The following is a 13,996-nucleotide window of genomic DNA, read 5'->3' as shown; positions in this document are numbered from 1 at the left end:
GATCGAGCGTTAATTCCCGTGATGTTTCTGAGGCACGGTTAACGAAGCCCTCGCGGTGCGGGGCGCTGCCCCGGTGCCGGACGCGAGGGTCGATCCGCCAGCTTCCTGGCGGCCGCCGCCCTCTCGGGCCTCCGGGCGCATCGTGGCGTCCTGCAATCGTCGGACGGAGGATACGGCAGGGCGCAGGCCGCGAGCCGTCTTGTCCCCCATCGCGCAGTCGCGGGCGCGGGAGCGTCCCCAGGGGCATCTGCGCGCCAAGGCGCCCGTCGCGACCAAGCCGCCCCCGCTATCGGAGCAGGACGATCTCGACCCGGTTGTTGCGCGCGGCCAAGGGGTTGGCGACCACCGGGCGGCGGTCGGCGTGGCCGGTCAGACGGACCACGCGTGCATCGGCGAGCCCCAGTTCCTCCAGCGCCGCGCGCAGCGCCAGTGCCTTCTCAGTCGAGCTGTCCCAGGCGCGCTTCTCGCGGGTCACGATCGGCTCCCCGGCGGTGAAGGCCGACAGGGCCAGCTCGTTCGGCTCCGACAGGAGGAGGGGGGCGATGTCCGACAGGAGCGCCCTCAGCACCGCCGTCGGTGCCGTCTTGTCGAAGAGCGGGCTGCCCGGCAGGTCGAAGAGTTCGATCACCAGCCCCTCGTCGGTCAACCGGACCGCGACATGGCGCAGCTCCTCCCGGTCGAGCAGGCTGTCGCCGCCCTTGCCGACCAGCGCGGCCTCGATCGCCTCCATCCTGCCCTCCTCCTCGGAGGTGCCATGCATCTCGGAGGTGGTGATCCCGCCGTTCCCGATCCGCACCAGCGTCGCGTCTGAGCTGACCGACCTGCCGCCCAGCGCCCCGTCGCCCCCGCCCGAGGACCGGGTGAGCGCGACGGTCGGAGTGAAGTAGTCGGCGAGGCCCTTGCGCTGCTTCTCGGTGGTCGCGTTGAGCAGCCACATCAGCATGAAGAAGGCCATCATCGCGGTGACGAAATCCGCATAGGCCACCTTCCAGGCGCCGCCGTGATGGCCGCCGCCGGACACGACCTTGGGCCGCTTGATTATGATCGGTCGCTTGTTGTCCTCGCTCATGCCCAGGCCATAGCGCGCGAGACGTGAAGAAACCGTTAGGGCGCGACCCACCGTCCGGTGAGGTCGGGCCCCTCGAAGACCGCCCGGCGATGCGGGTCATGGGCCAGCGAGACGGCGTCCATCCGCAGGACGCGGCCGGGCAGGGCGGCGAAGCGGGCGGGGTCGGGGGTGCGGGTCAGCCTGTCGGGATCGCCGATCCCGGCGCCGGGGGCGGGGTCGGTGCCGTAGTTCGCGCGCGCCGCCTCGGGCACGGCGGCCCATCGGTCGGCGGGCGCAGCGAGGACCTCGAACAGGACCGACAGGCGCAGCTGCTCCTGCGTGCGCGCGTCCCAGAACAGGAGCGCGCCGCGCGGGTCGTGGCGGAGCGCGTCGATCTTGGCGGTGCGCAGGTCGGAATGGACCTCCACCGTCGCGGTCGCGGCCTCGGTACGGCGCAGGGCGACCATCCGCGCCTCGGCGCCACCGGTGCCGGTGGTCGCCAGCGCCGTGAGCCGGAACGGGTCACCCGCGTCGCCGACACCCCGGGCGAGCCGCGCCCAGAGATGGGCGTGCAGCGCCGGAAGGTCCCGCCAGGGGTCACTCATAGCCGGTCATCTCCAGATAGCCGGTGGCGGCATGGCTGCCGGTCGCGGTCACCGGTCCCTCCCAGTAGGGGAACAGCGTCGCCTGCCAGCTGCCGGGATTGACCGCCGAGACCTCGAGATCGACGTCCTGGGCTGGAAGCGTCAGGCGCCAGCGCGTCGGCACCTCGCGGCCCGCGACCTCGCTGGTGGCCAGGGGCTCCAGCGTGAGCGCGTCGCCGGCATAGGGCGTCAGCGTGCCGTCGGGCTCGATCCAGGAGGCGTAGGTGTAGGGCGTGCCGCCGCGCAGCTGGAACGCCATCAGCCGGTGCCCGTCCTCCAGATGCAGCGAGAACCAGTCCCAGCCCTCCTGGTCTCCCTCCAGCGGCTGGGAGGACCATTCGCGGTCGAGCCAGCCGCGCCCGGTCACCTCGACCGGACCGGAGGGCAGGGTCAGCCTGCCCGCGACCTCGTAGAAGGGCTGCGAATAGTAATAGCTGGCCTGGCCCGAGGCGGACTTGACGCTGAACCCGTCCGCTCCGTGGAAGACCAGCGGGCCGGTGGCGGTCAGGGCCAGGGCGTAGCCCGCCTCGCCGGTGGCCGCCCTCAGGGAGAGCCTGTCCAGATCGGGGCCGGCGAGCGCCCAGTCGTCGATCCAGGCCTCGAAGGGATCGGGCACGACGCCGGCCTGGCCGATGCCGCCGCGAGCCAGCTTCTCGCCGCTGTAATGGGCGTCGGGTGTGGTGATGCCGAAATGCCCCATCCAGACCTGCGGCCCCCCAGGCGACAGGGCGGAGCGGAAGAGCGTCCACTGGATGCCGTAGCGGGTGCCCTCCGCGTCCTTGAGCGAGGCCGTCAGGTACCACCATTCGATGCGATAGTCGGGATGGGCGCCGTGATCGGCCGGGAAGTCGAAGACGGGGTCGGGGGCGGGCAGGGCGAAGCCCTCGCCGCCCTGACCGAGCCCGGCGAAGCCCTGCGCGGCGGCGTGGGGTGGCAGCAGCAACAGGAGCAGGGCAGTCAGACGCGCAAGCCAGAGGGCGGCGCAGAGAGGTGTGCGATCATCTCTCATGGGCGAACACCTTCACCATCTCCGAGGGCGGCATCCGCCAGAGCCGCAGCGCCGGAAGCGCCGCCGCAAGCGCCGCCGCCACCAGCGTCCAGCCGCCCAGTGCGGCCCAGCCGCCCGGGTCGGGCAGCAGCGGCAGGCGCCAGCCGAAGGCCTGCACGTTGACCACCGCCAGCAGCACCCAGGCCAGCGCGATCCCCACCGGCACCGCGACCAGCGCCGTCAGCAGGCCCAGCGCCACCGCGCGCCCCAGATCGGCCAGCGCCAGATGCGCCCGCGTCAGCCCCAGCGCCCAGACCGGCGCGATCTGGGGCAGGCGCATCGTCCCGAGCGTCGTCAGCGAGGCCCAGAGCGCGAAGCCCGCCACCCCGAGCGTCAGGACGTTCAGCGCCGCGGTGACCGCGAAGGTCTGCTCGAAGACATCCAGCGAGTAGGCCTTGATCGTGGCCTGCGGCACCACCCGGTCCGGCGGCAGGTCGAAGCGCCGGGCGACGGCGTCGGCCAGCGCGTCGGCACGGGCGGGATCGATGCGGACGGCGAGGCGCAGGCGGGGCGCGTCGGGGTAGGCGGCGTCGAAGGCGCCGAGGCCCAGGATCGCCTGACCCCGGGGATTGCCGTAATCCGAATAGACCCCCAGCACCGGCAGCGGCCCGGTCTCGGCGAGGTCGAGCGTCGCTCCGGGCCAGAGCGACTCGCGCCGGGCGAGCTGCTCGTTGACCAGGACGCCCTCGCCCGCCGCCAGCCGGTCCCAGACGCCCGGTTGCGCCTCCAGCAGGGGCCAGTTGTCGCGATAGGTCGGGTGGTCGGCGACGCCGTAGACCTCACCTGGCGTGCCGGCGAGTTCGGCCTCGGCCGAGACGATTGGCAGGATGGCATCCGCGCGGGGCGCGAGGAAGGCGCGGATCTCGTCGGCCTGGGCCTCGTCCGACGCCGTGACGTAAAGCTCCGAGGCGAGGCGCTGGTCGAGCCAGCCCTCGAAGGTGGCGCGAAAGCTGCCGACCATGGTGCCGACGCCGATATTGGCCGCCAGAGCCAGCAGCAGCGCCATCAGCGCGAGGCTCAGCCCCGGCACCTGCTGGCGCGTGTCGGCCCAGAGCCACTGGGCGACCGCCCCCTTCGCCAGCGCGGACCCAAGGTCCAGCACCCCCACCAGCACCGGAGGCAGCAGAAGCGCCGCCCCCAGCAGCAGCGCGCCGAGCGTCGCGAAGCCGGAGATCAGCCCCTCGCCCAGCGCCGCGATCGCCCCCGAGACGGCGATAAGCGCCAGCCCCGCCCAGCCTTGCCGCCGCACCGTCCGCCGCTGCGCCCGCGCCCAGGCGCGAGGCATGGCGGGGGCGAGGATCGGCAGGGTGGCTAGGTTGCGCAGGCTGGTCCCCCCGGCCACCGCCATGCCCAGAGCGGCCATGCCGAAGCCGCTCAGCCACCAGACCTGCGACAACGTCAGCGACCCCTGCACCCCCGCGCCGTAGAGCCCTGACAGCGTCGCGGCCACGCCCGGCAGCAGGGCGGCGGCGACGGCATAGCCCAGCAGCACGCCCAGCGCGCCCGAGATCAGGGTGAAGACGGCCAGTTCCCCGGCCAGCAGCCAGCCCAGCGTCCGCTGCGGCAGGCCCAGCGCGCGGAGCGTGCGGAACAGCGTGCGGCGCTGCTCGAAGGCGAGCCCGATCGTGGCGTGGACGATGAAGAGCCCGACGACGAAGGCCAGCAGGCCGAAGGCGGTGAGGTTCAGGTGGAAGCTGTCGGTCAGGCGGGCGATGTCGCCGTCCCCCTCGGGCCGCAGGAGGGTCGCGCCCAGCGTCTCGGCCAGCGCCTCGGGCGCGGCGGGGCCGCCCGCGACCAGCAGGCGGGTCAGCGCGCCGGTGCCGAGGATCGCCTGCGCCGCCGTCAGGTCGGCCATGACGAGGCCCGGGGCCAGCCCCTCCAGCAGGCGTCCCGGCGGCAGGTCGTCGGGCAGGCGGGGCAGGGTGGCGGCGGCGGCGAAGACGACCTCTCCGGCGAGGAATGCCCGCAGGAGGTCCGGGTCCGACAGGTCGGGCGCGACGCCGCCGGGCGTGGGCGGCAGGGTGAAGGGGTCGATCCCGTAGAGCGTCAGGCCCGTCCCCGGCAGCCGGTCCTCGATGACCGGCGACACCTCCCATCCCGCGCGCCGGGCCGCGGCGAAATCGGCCAGCGTCAGATCGCCCTCCAGCCGGGGCAGCCGGTCCTGTCCCAGCGTCGCGGCGGCCTGGTCGTAGCTGAGCCGCGCCTGCGCGTTGATCGCCTGCACCCCGGTCCAGAGCCCGGTCGCCAGCGCCAGCCCCACCGCGAGTGTCAGGAGTTGCAGCGGATGCCGCCGCCAATGCGACCAGAGCGCCTGCGCCGCCGACCGGATCATGCGATCCGCCCGCCGCGCAGGTGCAGCCGGTCGTCGAGCCGCCCGGCCAGCCGGGCCGAATGGGTCACCATCAGGAAGCCCGCGCCGCTCTCGGCGACGAGGTCCAGCATCACGGTCAGCACCTTCTCGCCGGTCTCCTCGTCCAGGTTGCCGGTCGGCTCGTCGGCGAGGATCAGCCTCGGGCGGGCGGCCAGGACGCGGCCGATGGCGACGCGCTGCTGCTGGCCGCCCGAAAGCTGCTCGGGGTACTTCGCCAGATGCGGGGCGAGGCCCAGCCGCTCGGCCAGGTCTGCCTGTCTGGCCGGGTCGGCGCGGCCGGCGAGGCGGGCATGGAAGGACAGGTTGTCGCCCACCGAGAGCGAGGGGATCAGGTTGAACTGCTGGAAGACCAGCCCGACCTTGTGGCGCCGCAGCGCCGCGCGCCCGGCATCCTCCATCGCGCCGAGGTCCTGCCCCTCGACTATGATCCGGCCCGCATCCGGCGCATCGAGCCCGGCGACGAGATGCAGCAGCGTCGACTTGCCCGACCCGCTCTCGCCGGTCAGGGCCAGCGTGCGCCCGGCCGCAAGCTCGAAGGACACGCCGCGCAGCACGGGGACCGGGCCGTCGGCGCTGGCGAAGGACTTCTCGACATCTGTGACCGACAGCAGCATCCCGGCGAAGCTAGGCGCGCGCCCCGCGATGACCAGCGCCGCGCACCGACCGCGCTACAACGTCACGTCGGGCAGCGAATGGAACGCGGAGCGCAGCGCGTCCGACCAGCCGTCGGAGATCATGCGCCAGTCCGGGTCCGTCTCCTCGATGCGGCGGCTGAAGCCCAGGCGCAGCGCGTCCTTCTCGACCACCTGCAGGTCGAGCGGCGTGCCGACCGACAGGTTGGCACGGATCGTGGAATCGAAGCTGACCATCAGCAGCTTGACGGCCGTGGCGAAGTCCATTGCGGGATCATAGGCGCGCACCAGGATCGGCCGGCCGTACTTGGTCTCTCCGATCTGGAAGAAGGGCGTGTCGGCCTGCGCCTCGATGAAGTTTCCCTCCGGATAGATCATGAACAGGCGCGGCGCGCTCCCGCCGATCTGGCCGCCGAGGATGATCGTCGCGCCGAAGGTCTTGGCGGTGCTGCCGTTGTCGCCGCGGGTTTCGTTGATCACGCCCTTCAGCGTGTCCCCGACGATCCGCGCGGCCTGGTACATCGACGGCACGGTCAGGAGAGACGAGGTCCGCTCCGATGCCGCGAGGTCGCGCTCGTTGAGCAGCGAGACGACCGATTGCGTCGTCGCGAGGTTGCCCGCGGTCATCAGGCACATCACCCGCTCGCCCGGCACCTCCCAGGTGAAGAGCTTGCGATAGGTGGAGATGTTGTCGACGCCCGCATTCGTGCGCGTGTCGGCGAGGAAGACGAGGCCGCGGTCGAGCTGCAGGCCGACGCAATAGGTCATGAGGCTTGTCCGAGTGTATGGCGCGCCTTGCGTCCCTTGCGGTGCGCGACAAGTCAAGCGCGGGATGCGCCCCCGCGAGGCGCCTTCACGTAACCGTGGTGGAACGTCCTGCGGGCGCATCGGTTGCGCGGTCATGTCCGCGCCGCTCGTCCTCACGTTTCGCCCCGACCCGGTCAGCCGCGACCGCTGGTTCCGGCCGGAGCGCAATGTCGTCCCGGCGCATCTGACGCTCTTCCACCACCTGCCCGGAGACCGCCTGCCGGAGGTGACGGCGCGGCTGGCCGAGGTGGCGGCGCAGGCCCCGGCGCTGCTGTGCCGGGTCGCGCGCCTCGTCTCGCTGGGCCGGGGCGTCAGAGCCCACCGAGGCCCACATGGCCGGGAGGAGAGCGCCCCGGCCCGTCCGGATCTCTACAGTGAATGCCCGGGGGCGAGCCTGCGGGGGGCTGGCCCCCGATCGCAGTCGGCGCGCCGGGCCCAGGGTCGGTGAGGGCCTTTCAGCCGGTGCGCGAGACGATGGTCGCGGCGAGCCGCGCCGCCTCCTGCGCCGACGGCTCCTCGCCCGGATGGGGGGCGGTGGCACCGCCGCCATGCCGCATGAGGTCGGCGGCCAGGTCCTCGCCCAGCCCGGCCAGCACCTCGGGGGTGACCAGCAGGCTCTCGGCCGGGATGCCCTCGGCATAGATGATCTCATGCGCGTCGAAGAGCAGGTGGAAATAGTCTACATGCCCGCCCGGCCCGCGGCGGATGCCCTTGCCGTCGATCAGGTCCCGCGCGCGGATCAGAAGCTCCCCCTCGCGCCCGCGATAGAGGAACAGGCGGTGATCGGGCGACAGGACCAGATCCTCGGCGTTGTTGAGCGCGCCGCGCGCGATCACCACGGGGGCCAGCGACCCCTCGGCGCGCACCGACTGACGCCCGACCCAGCGGACTGGCCGGGGCCCGTGGTCTCGGGTCAGGACTCGGTCGCCTTCGTGAAGCTCCTCGACGGGGCGCTGCAGGCCGCCGGCCATCGTGATCCGGGTGCCGCGCGCGAAGCTGACCGAGGCGACGGAGGCCAGCTCTCCGGCGACGGGTTCCGATGCGATGAGGGAATATTCCTCGCCCGCCGCAAGCGGGCCCAAGGGCAGGATCAGCCGCGCCGCGCCCAGGGCGAGCAGAAGGATCTCGACCGGCACGCCCCGCTCGCTCATGAGCTGGTGGCGGGCGAGGGGCGCGACCGTCTCTCCCGGTGCGCCGACGGCCGAGCCGGGCGCGACCGCGACCCGGCCCGAGGCGCGGGACAGCACCAGGTCCCGGCCCACGGCGGCGGGGTCCAGCACGTAGACGTCGCCCACCGCCACCTCGGTCAGGTCGCCGATGGGATCGCCCATCAGCGCCCCGGTCTCCACCGAAAGGGCCGGGGCCGAGAAGACGGTGCAGCGGCTGAGCGCCGAAAGCGGGGCGTTGTCGGTCATCGGGGCGTGGGTGCCATGCGGGTGCGCCGGAAACGGGGCGGCGGAAGGGCGAAGCTGGACATTGCCTCAAGGAATGTTACCGAACAATCAACATCAAGGGAGGATCGACATGGATCTGGGCATTTCCGGCAAGCGCGCGCTCGTCTGCGCCTCGTCCAAGGGGCTGGGGCTCGGCTGCGCCGAGGCGCTGGCGGCGGCGGGCGTGCATCTGGTGATGAACGCGCGCGGGGCCGAGGCGCTGGAAGCGGCGGCCCAGGCAATCCGCGGCCGCCACGGGGTCGAGGTCGCCACCGTCGCCTGCGACGTGACCACGCCCGAGGGCCAGGCGCAGGTGCTGGAGGCGGCGTCGGAGCCGGACATCCTGGTCACCAACGCGGGCGGGCCGCCGCCGGGGCTCTGGTCCGACTGGGACCGGGACGACTTCATCAAGGCGCTCGACTCCAACATGCTGACGCCGATCGCGCTGATGAAGGCCTGCCTGCCGGCGATGCAGAAGCGCGGCTGGGGGCGGATCGTCAACATCACCTCCCAGTCGGTCAAGGCGCCGATCCCGGCGCTGGGCCTGTCGAACGCGGCCCGCACCGGGCTGACGGGCTATGTCGCGGGCACCGCGCGGCAGGTCGCGCCGGACGGGATCACGATCAACAACCTGCTGCCCGGCATCCACGACACCGACCGCGCGCTGTCGCTCGACGGCAATGTGAGCCGTCAGCAGAACATCTCGCTCGAGGAGGCGCGCGCGCGGCGCGAGCAGACGATTCCCGCCCGCCGCTACGGCACGAAGGAGGAGTTCGGCGCGGCCTGCGCCTTCCTCTGTTCGATCCATGCCGGGTTCATCGTCGGCCAGAACCTGCTGGCCGATGGCGGGGCGACGAACGCGACGATCTGAGATCGAAGCGGCTCGGTCAGAGGCCGAGCCGCTCCTTCCGGGTCACGTGGACGGTCAGGGCGGCGATGCCCAGCGCCGCGACCGCGGCGAAGATCCCCACCGGGTCGGCGCCGTTGCGGACCGTCACCGCGACCAGCGCCCAGACGACCGCGGCGCCATAGGCCGGCGAGGGCAGGCGCCACAGCACCCCGACCGCGATGACGAGGCCGAGGGCGAGGGCGGCGAAGGCCCAGCCTTCGGGACCCAGCGGCGGCACGCCCCAGCCCGCCGCGATCAGCCCGACCGAGACCGCCGAGGCCGCCGTCAGCCACCCGGCATAGAGCCCGACCGGACCGCGCAGCAGCAGCCGGTTCTTGCGCGGCGTCCGGAGCAGCGCCCAGAGCGCGCCGCCCAGCATCACCCAGATCAGCGCCGTCGCCCAGAGCGGCGAGGCCAGCGCCACCGGCAGCCAGACCGCGCCCACGGCGAGGCTGACGATCAGCGGCAGCCGCGCCGCGTCCCAGGCCGGGTCGCTTGCCCGACGCCAGAGCCCGTAGCCCGCCGACAGGACGAGCCAGAGGTAGATCGGCCCCCAGATCGAGAAGGCATAGCCCGCGGGCTGGACGGACGGGTCCTCCAGCGGGTTGGGGAATTGCGAGGGCTCATAGCCGCCGAAGCCCGGCACCAGCAGGGGCGAGGCGGCGAAGGCCAGGGCGGCGATCAGGACGAGCAGGGCGCGCAGGCGCATGGGAGGGGCCTTTCGGATCGGGTGCCTCGACCTAGCGCCCGGCGACGCGGCGGCCAAGGCCGGTGGCGATGCGCCCGCCTGTAGGCGTGGACGGGCCGGGAGCCGGGGATCTCCCGCCCCCCGCATCGCTCCTGTCCCGGCACTGGCGACGCGATGGCGGCCATGGCTCTCCGGCGCGACGCCTGCGGGTTTCAGGAGCGCCGGTCCTGCTGGTGTCCGGATGCCCGGGACCTTCGGCGGCTCGCCCGCCGCAGACCAGCACGCCCGAGCGGCACCGGCCCGCCGGCCGGCGAGCCCGGAGGACGCTGCGCCGTGGTCATGGGCTGGCCACATTACCTTGCGATGATGCGTGCGTTTCCTTCCGGAGTTGGTCCCATGTTCCCTTCGCCCCGCCTGTCCCCCCTCGCCCTCGCGGCCGCCATCTGCCTTCCCGGCACGGTCATGGCGGCCACGGTGACGTCCTTCGGGTTCGACAGCGGCTATGCCGACAACGCCGTCTTCGCCTCCGACGGGATCTTCCTCAAGGACTCGAGCGGCGCGACCTCGGATGTGGTCTCGCTCTCGACCCCCGGGACGAACACCATGTCCGTGGAGCAGGTCGGCTCCGCCGATACGGGCAACGGCTTTCTCTACGATTCCGGCGGCACGCCCGCGAAATACGACGTGGCGAGCCCGCTGGAGACCGCAAGCAGCCTCGGATCGCATTTCCTGCGGACGACGACCGGACTGACCGGCAGCTTCGTGACCTCCGCCGCCGTCTTCCGCTTCGATTTCGCGGGCGGGGTGGCCGCCGTTTCCGGAGAGCTCTGGGACATCGACGGCAACACGAGCCAGGGCAGCGAGGCCTGGCGCGTCGTCGTGATCCTTTCGGGGGGCGGCACGGTCGAGGCGCTGAGCCCCGTCGGCACGAACAACAAGGACACCACCTCGCTCGACGGCCAGTCCTGGCGCTTCTCCTTCGCGCGCGCGGGCAACGAGATCGAGGCGCTCGACTTCCACTTCGTCGGCTCGAAGACGACGGGGATCGGGGCGGCGTTCGACAACCTGACCATCACGCAGGTGCCGCTGCCCACTGGCGCGCTGCTGCTGGGCGGCGCGCTGATCGGCCTCGTCGGCCTGCGCCGGCGGTTGGCCTGACGTCGGGCGGGGCCGCGCACGGCCCCACCCGCCCGCGTCACTCGGTCCAGCGAACGTCCGTCAGGTCGTTGGCCTGGGTGGGCGAATTCTCCCACAACCCCTCGATCCGGGCGTCCGAGACGCCGGTCTTGGCAAGCTGGAACAGAAAGGCGTTGACGTAGTCGTCGGCGATCATGCGCTGCGCGTCCTTCAGCAGCTCCGACCGCATCGCAGGGTCCGCCGTCGCGTCGATCTCGGCCATCAGCGCCTGGAACTCCGGGTTGTCGTACTGGAAGTAGTAGTCGGGCCGGGCGTAGATGTTGATGTCCGCGGGCTCGGTATGGCTGACGATGGTCAGGTCGAAATCCTTGCCGTTGAAGACCTGCTCGAGCCATTGCGCCCATTCGAGATTCGAGATCTCGGTCTGGATGCCGACATCGCGAAGCTGCGAGGCGATGATCTCGCCCCCGCGGCGAGCATAGGCCGGGGGCGGCAGCATCAGCCGCAGGGTGAGGTCCGTCGCCCCCGCCTCTTCCAGCAGGGCGCGGGCGCGCTCGGGATCGTAGGCAGATTGCTCCGTCAGGTCGACATAGTCGGGGTTGTGCGGGGCGAAATGCGTGCCGATCGGGGTGCCGTAGCCGAACATCGCGCCGTCGATGATCGCCTGCCGGTCGATCGCGTGGGCGATCGCCTGGCGCACCTTCGGGTCGCTGAGCGTCTGGTTGTTCATGGCGAGGATCGTCTCGCCCTCGGTCGAGCCGACGATCACCTCGAAGCGCGGATCGGCCTCGAAGCTCGACAGCGTCTCGGGGGCGGGAAAGTTGGTGAAGGCGTCGAGATCGCCCGCCATCATCGCCGCGAAGGCCGCGTTCGGGTCCGAGATGAACTTGAAGGTCGCTTCGGTCAGCGCCGGCTTCTCGCCCCAGTAGTCCGGATAGGCCTCCAGCTCGACCCGGTCGCCCTGCACCCAGTCGGCGACGGTGAAGGGGCCGGTGCCGACGGGGTCGGTGGCATTGGTCCCGGCGCTTTCGGGCGCGACGATGACGGCGTCGCCCCAGGCGAGGTTGAAGGGCAGGTTGCCGTTCGGCTCCGAGAGGGTGATGCGCACGGTGGTCGGGTCCGCGGCCTCGACGCTCTCGATGCCCTCGAAGAGGACCTTCTGCGCGTTGGTCGAGTCCTCGGCGCGGGCGCGGTCGAGGGTGAAGACCACGTCCTCGGCGTCCATTGTCGTGCCGTCGTGGAAGGTCACGCCCTCGTGCAGCGTGAAGGTCCAGACGAGGCCGTCCTCCGAGACCTCCCAGCTTTCGGCCAGGGCGGGCAGGATCGAGCCGTCGCGCCCGAAGCGGGTCAGCCCCTCGAAGACGTTGGCATAGACGACCTCGTCGATGGCGGCGGCGGCGCCGGCGGTCGGGTCGAGGTTCGGCGGCTCGAGCTGCATCCCGATCGTGATGTCGGTCTGCTGCGCGAGGGCCGTCGTGGCGGTCAGCGCCAGGAGTGCCGTGAGACGTGTGAGCATGCGAGTGTCCCCTCCGATGATCCTTCGGAGCGTATGCGCCGCCCGGGGACGGAGCAAGCCGGGAGCGGGTCCGCCTGCGGACCGGCGGCGCCCGGCCGCGCTACTCCCGCGTCTCGTCCGCTGCCACGCCCCAGAGCCCGGCCGTGACCGTCCAGCCCTCGGCGTCCTGCACCTCGATGTGGCACCAGCCGGCCGCGCATTCGCCCAGCCAGGCGACGACACCCGGCTCCAGCCTGGCGGAGACCGGCGCGCTCTCGGTCGGGCGGCGGCGCAGCAGCACCTCTGCCGTCGTCAGCACCGTCCGGTTACCCGAAAGCAGCGAGTAATGCATCCAGCCGCCCGCCCCCTCCTGGTCCTGGACACGGCGCCAGTGGCCGTATTCGTCGGTGACCTGCAGCGGCATGTGGCGATGCACGAAGACCCAGTCGATCCGGTGCGTCCCCGATGGCCCGCGCCGCGCATAGCCCTCGGCCGCCTTCATCGACACGTAGCGCGGGATCGGCAGGTTCGTCACCGGCCCCTTCTCCTGCGCGGCGGCACCCCAGGCGACCAGCGCCACGAGTGCCGCGAGACCCAACATGGTCCGCATGCCTTTCCTTTCTGACCATACCTCTTGCGCGGGGTCTGACGCCCCTTGCGCGTGGCGGAGACCATGCCATCCTGCCCCGGACCGTGCCTAGAGGGAGGGCGAGCGACGTGCCATCGAGCCGACTGAGTGTTGTCGTCACGCGACGCCTGCCCGAACCCGTCGAGACCCGCATGCGAGAGCTGTTCGATGTGCGGCTGTCCGAAAGCGAAGACCCGATGCCCCGCGAGGCGCTGGCCGAGGCGATGCGCGAGGCCGACATCCTGGTGCCGACGCTGACCGACCTGATCGACGCGCCGCTGCTTGCCGGGGCGGGCGAGCGGCTGAAGCTGATCGCCAACTACGGCGCCGGGGTCGATCATATCGACGTGGCCACGGCGCGGCAGCGGGGAATCCTCGTGTCGAACACGCCGGGCGTGCTGACCGAGGACACGGCGGACATGGCCATGGCGCTGATCCTCGCCGTTGCGCGGCGGGTCCCGGAAGGAATGGCCAGGATGCGCGAGGGCGACTGGCCCGGCTGGGCGCCCGAGGCGTTGCTGGGCGCGCGGCTGTCGGGCAAGCGCCTGGGCGTGCTGGGCATGGGCCGGATCGGGCAGGCGCTCGCCCGCCGCGCCCGCGCCTTCGGCATGTCGGTCCACTACCACAACCGCCGCCGCCTGCACGAGGGGCTGGAGGCGCCGCTGGAGGCCACCTACTGGGAAAGCCTCGACCAGATGCTCGCCCGCGTGGACGTGCTGTCGGTCAACGCGCCGCACACGCCCGCGACCTTCCATCTGCTCAACGCGCGGCGGCTGAAGCTCCTGAAGCCGTCGGCGGTGATCGTGAACACCTCGCGCGGCGAGGTCATCGACGAGAACGCCCTGACCCGCATGCTCCGCGCCGGCGAGTTGGCCGGCGCCGGCCTCGACGTCTACGAGCGCGGCCGCGGCGTGAACCCGAGATTGCGCGAGCTGCCCAACGTCCTGCTGCTGCCCCACATGGGCTCGGCCACACGCGAGGCGCGGCTGGAAATGGGCGAGCGGGTGCTGGTCAACATGCGCACCTTCGCGGATGGGCACAGGCCGCCGGATCAGGTGGTGCCGTCGATGTTGTGAGGGGTCAGTGTCCCCGCAGATGGGACAGCCAGAAGGCTCTCCAACTCCGTCCTCACCCGCAGGGGCAGCCCCTCGCTTACGCTCAGGTGGGGCCGATCAC

At 72.0% G+C, this 13,996-nt stretch carries 13 protein-coding genes and 1 pseudogene; 4 read left to right on the top strand and 10 right to left on the bottom strand.

Annotated features, from left to right (window positions below; genetic code table 11):
* Nucleotides 1-286: 286 nt before the first annotated feature.
* From DR046_RS13380 to DR046_RS13355, 6 genes and pseudogenes are all read right to left on the bottom strand, one after another.
* Nucleotides 287-1,069, bottom strand: a complete 783-nt coding sequence (locus DR046_RS13380) for a flagellar motor protein MotB (protein ID WP_115382898.1) — start codon at nucleotides 1,067-1,069, stop codon at nucleotides 287-289.
* A 35-nt stretch (nucleotides 1,070-1,104) separates the two neighbouring features.
* Nucleotides 1,105-1,653, bottom strand: a complete 549-nt coding sequence (locus DR046_RS13375) for a PNPOx family protein (protein ID WP_115382897.1) — start codon at nucleotides 1,651-1,653, stop codon at nucleotides 1,105-1,107.
* Nucleotides 1,646-2,701, bottom strand: coding sequence for a lipocalin-like domain-containing protein (locus DR046_RS13370; RefSeq protein ID WP_115382896.1), 1,056 nt, complete (start codon nucleotides 2,699-2,701; stop codon nucleotides 1,646-1,648). Before DR046_RS13370 ends, DR046_RS13375 begins: the two co-directional genes overlap by 8 nt.
* A complete protein-coding gene (locus DR046_RS13365; RefSeq protein ID WP_115382895.1) occupies nucleotides 2,691-5,072 on the bottom strand; it encodes an FtsX-like permease family protein in 2,382 nt (793 codons plus the stop codon). The genes DR046_RS13370 and DR046_RS13365 overlap by 11 nt, the downstream gene beginning before the upstream one ends.
* Nucleotides 5,069-5,632 (bottom strand): annotated as a pseudogene (locus DR046_RS13360) (ABC transporter ATP-binding protein); the annotation flags it as partial. The pseudogene DR046_RS13360 and the gene DR046_RS13365, both read right to left, overlap by 4 nt.
* 147 nt (nucleotides 5,633-5,779) lie before the next feature.
* Nucleotides 5,780-6,511 (bottom strand): proteasome-type protease, encoded by a 732-nt coding sequence (locus tag DR046_RS13355; protein ID WP_115382893.1) that lies wholly within the window; start codon nucleotides 6,509-6,511, stop codon nucleotides 5,780-5,782.
* A gap of 133 nt (nucleotides 6,512-6,644) precedes the next feature.
* Here DR046_RS13355 and DR046_RS23975 point away from each other — a divergent pair, with 133 nt between their 5' ends.
* A complete protein-coding gene (locus tag DR046_RS23975; protein WP_209313585.1) occupies nucleotides 6,645-6,998 on the top strand; it encodes a 2'-5' RNA ligase family protein in 354 nt (117 codons plus the stop codon).
* Between the two features lie 7 nt (nucleotides 6,999-7,005).
* On the opposite strand, the gene DR046_RS13345 is transcribed toward DR046_RS23975, so the two are convergent.
* On the bottom strand, nucleotides 7,006-7,965 hold the full coding sequence (locus DR046_RS13345) for a Hint domain-containing protein (RefSeq protein WP_115382892.1): 960 nt from the start codon (nucleotides 7,963-7,965) through the stop codon (nucleotides 7,006-7,008).
* 109 nt (nucleotides 7,966-8,074) lie between these two features.
* Between DR046_RS13345 and DR046_RS13340 the strand changes: the two genes are divergently transcribed.
* Nucleotides 8,075-8,854, top strand: a complete 780-nt coding sequence (locus DR046_RS13340) for an SDR family oxidoreductase (protein WP_115382891.1) — start codon at nucleotides 8,075-8,077, stop codon at nucleotides 8,852-8,854.
* A gap of 16 nt (nucleotides 8,855-8,870) precedes the next feature.
* Here DR046_RS13340 and DR046_RS13335 read toward each other — a convergent pair whose 3' ends face one another.
* Nucleotides 8,871-9,581: a TspO-related membrane protein gene (locus DR046_RS13335; protein ID WP_115382890.1), complete on the bottom strand. Its 711-nt coding sequence runs from the start codon at nucleotides 9,579-9,581 to the stop codon at nucleotides 8,871-8,873.
* A gap of 375 nt (nucleotides 9,582-9,956) precedes the next feature.
* On the opposite strand from DR046_RS13335, the gene DR046_RS13330 reads away from it, so the two are divergent.
* The gene (locus tag DR046_RS13330; RefSeq protein ID WP_115382889.1) at nucleotides 9,957-10,718 is read left to right on the top strand and encodes a hypothetical protein; all 762 of its coding nucleotides are present in this window, start codon (nucleotides 9,957-9,959) and stop codon (nucleotides 10,716-10,718) included.
* Between the two features lie 37 nt (nucleotides 10,719-10,755).
* Here the strand turns inward: DR046_RS13330 and DR046_RS13325 are convergent, their stop codons facing one another.
* Both DR046_RS13325 and DR046_RS13320 read right to left on the bottom strand, forming a co-directional pair.
* Nucleotides 10,756-12,213 (bottom strand): ABC transporter substrate-binding protein, encoded by a 1,458-nt coding sequence (locus DR046_RS13325; protein WP_115382888.1) that lies wholly within the window; start codon nucleotides 12,211-12,213, stop codon nucleotides 10,756-10,758.
* A 100-nt stretch (nucleotides 12,214-12,313) separates the two neighbouring features.
* On the bottom strand, nucleotides 12,314-12,802 hold the full coding sequence (locus DR046_RS13320; protein ID WP_115382887.1) for an SH3 domain-containing protein: 489 nt from the start codon (nucleotides 12,800-12,802) through the stop codon (nucleotides 12,314-12,316).
* Between the two features lie 107 nt (nucleotides 12,803-12,909).
* Here DR046_RS13320 and DR046_RS13315 point away from each other — a divergent pair, with 107 nt between their 5' ends.
* On the top strand, nucleotides 12,910-13,896 hold the full coding sequence (locus DR046_RS13315) for a 2-hydroxyacid dehydrogenase (RefSeq protein WP_115382886.1): 987 nt from the start codon (nucleotides 12,910-12,912) through the stop codon (nucleotides 13,894-13,896).
* Nucleotides 13,897-13,996 lie beyond the last annotated feature (100 nt).

The organism is Jannaschia formosa, from assembly GCF_003340555.1.
Taxonomy (GTDB): domain Bacteria; phylum Pseudomonadota; class Alphaproteobacteria; order Rhodobacterales; family Rhodobacteraceae; genus Jannaschia; species Jannaschia formosa.
Note: the sequence above shows the minus strand (reverse complement) of the source record. Positions and strands in the feature narration are given on the sequence as shown.

Excerpts from the sequence above, each read along its gene's own strand:
- DR046_RS13370 (WP_115382896.1), bottom strand. The coding sequence starts at position 2,701 with ATGAGAGATGATCGCACACCTCTCTGCGCCGCCCTCTGGCTTGCGCGT.
- DR046_RS13325 (WP_115382888.1), bottom strand. The coding sequence starts at position 12,213 with ATGCTCACACGTCTCACGGCACTCCTGGCGCTGACCGCCACGACGGCC.
- DR046_RS13320 (WP_115382887.1), bottom strand. The coding sequence starts at position 12,802 with ATGCGGACCATGTTGGGTCTCGCGGCACTCGTGGCGCTGGTCGCCTGG.
- DR046_RS13365 (WP_115382895.1), bottom strand. The coding sequence starts at position 5,072 with ATGATCCGGTCGGCGGCGCAGGCGCTCTGGTCGCATTGGCGGCGGCAT.
- DR046_RS13335 (WP_115382890.1), bottom strand. The coding sequence starts at position 9,581 with ATGCGCCTGCGCGCCCTGCTCGTCCTGATCGCCGCCCTGGCCTTCGCC.
- DR046_RS13375 (WP_115382897.1), bottom strand. The coding sequence starts at position 1,653 with ATGAGTGACCCCTGGCGGGACCTTCCGGCGCTGCACGCCCATCTCTGG.
- DR046_RS13355 (WP_115382893.1), bottom strand. The coding sequence starts at position 6,511 with ATGACCTATTGCGTCGGCCTGCAGCTCGACCGCGGCCTCGTCTTCCTC.
- DR046_RS13330 (WP_115382889.1), top strand. The coding sequence starts at position 9,957 with ATGTTCCCTTCGCCCCGCCTGTCCCCCCTCGCCCTCGCGGCCGCCATC.
- DR046_RS13380 (WP_115382898.1), bottom strand. The coding sequence starts at position 1,069 with ATGAGCGAGGACAACAAGCGACCGATCATAATCAAGCGGCCCAAGGTC.
- DR046_RS13340 (WP_115382891.1), top strand. The coding sequence starts at position 8,075 with ATGGATCTGGGCATTTCCGGCAAGCGCGCGCTCGTCTGCGCCTCGTCC.
- DR046_RS13345 (WP_115382892.1), bottom strand. The coding sequence starts at position 7,965 with ATGACCGACAACGCCCCGCTTTCGGCGCTCAGCCGCTGCACCGTCTTC.
- DR046_RS23975 (WP_209313585.1), top strand. The coding sequence starts at position 6,645 with ATGTCCGCGCCGCTCGTCCTCACGTTTCGCCCCGACCCGGTCAGCCGC.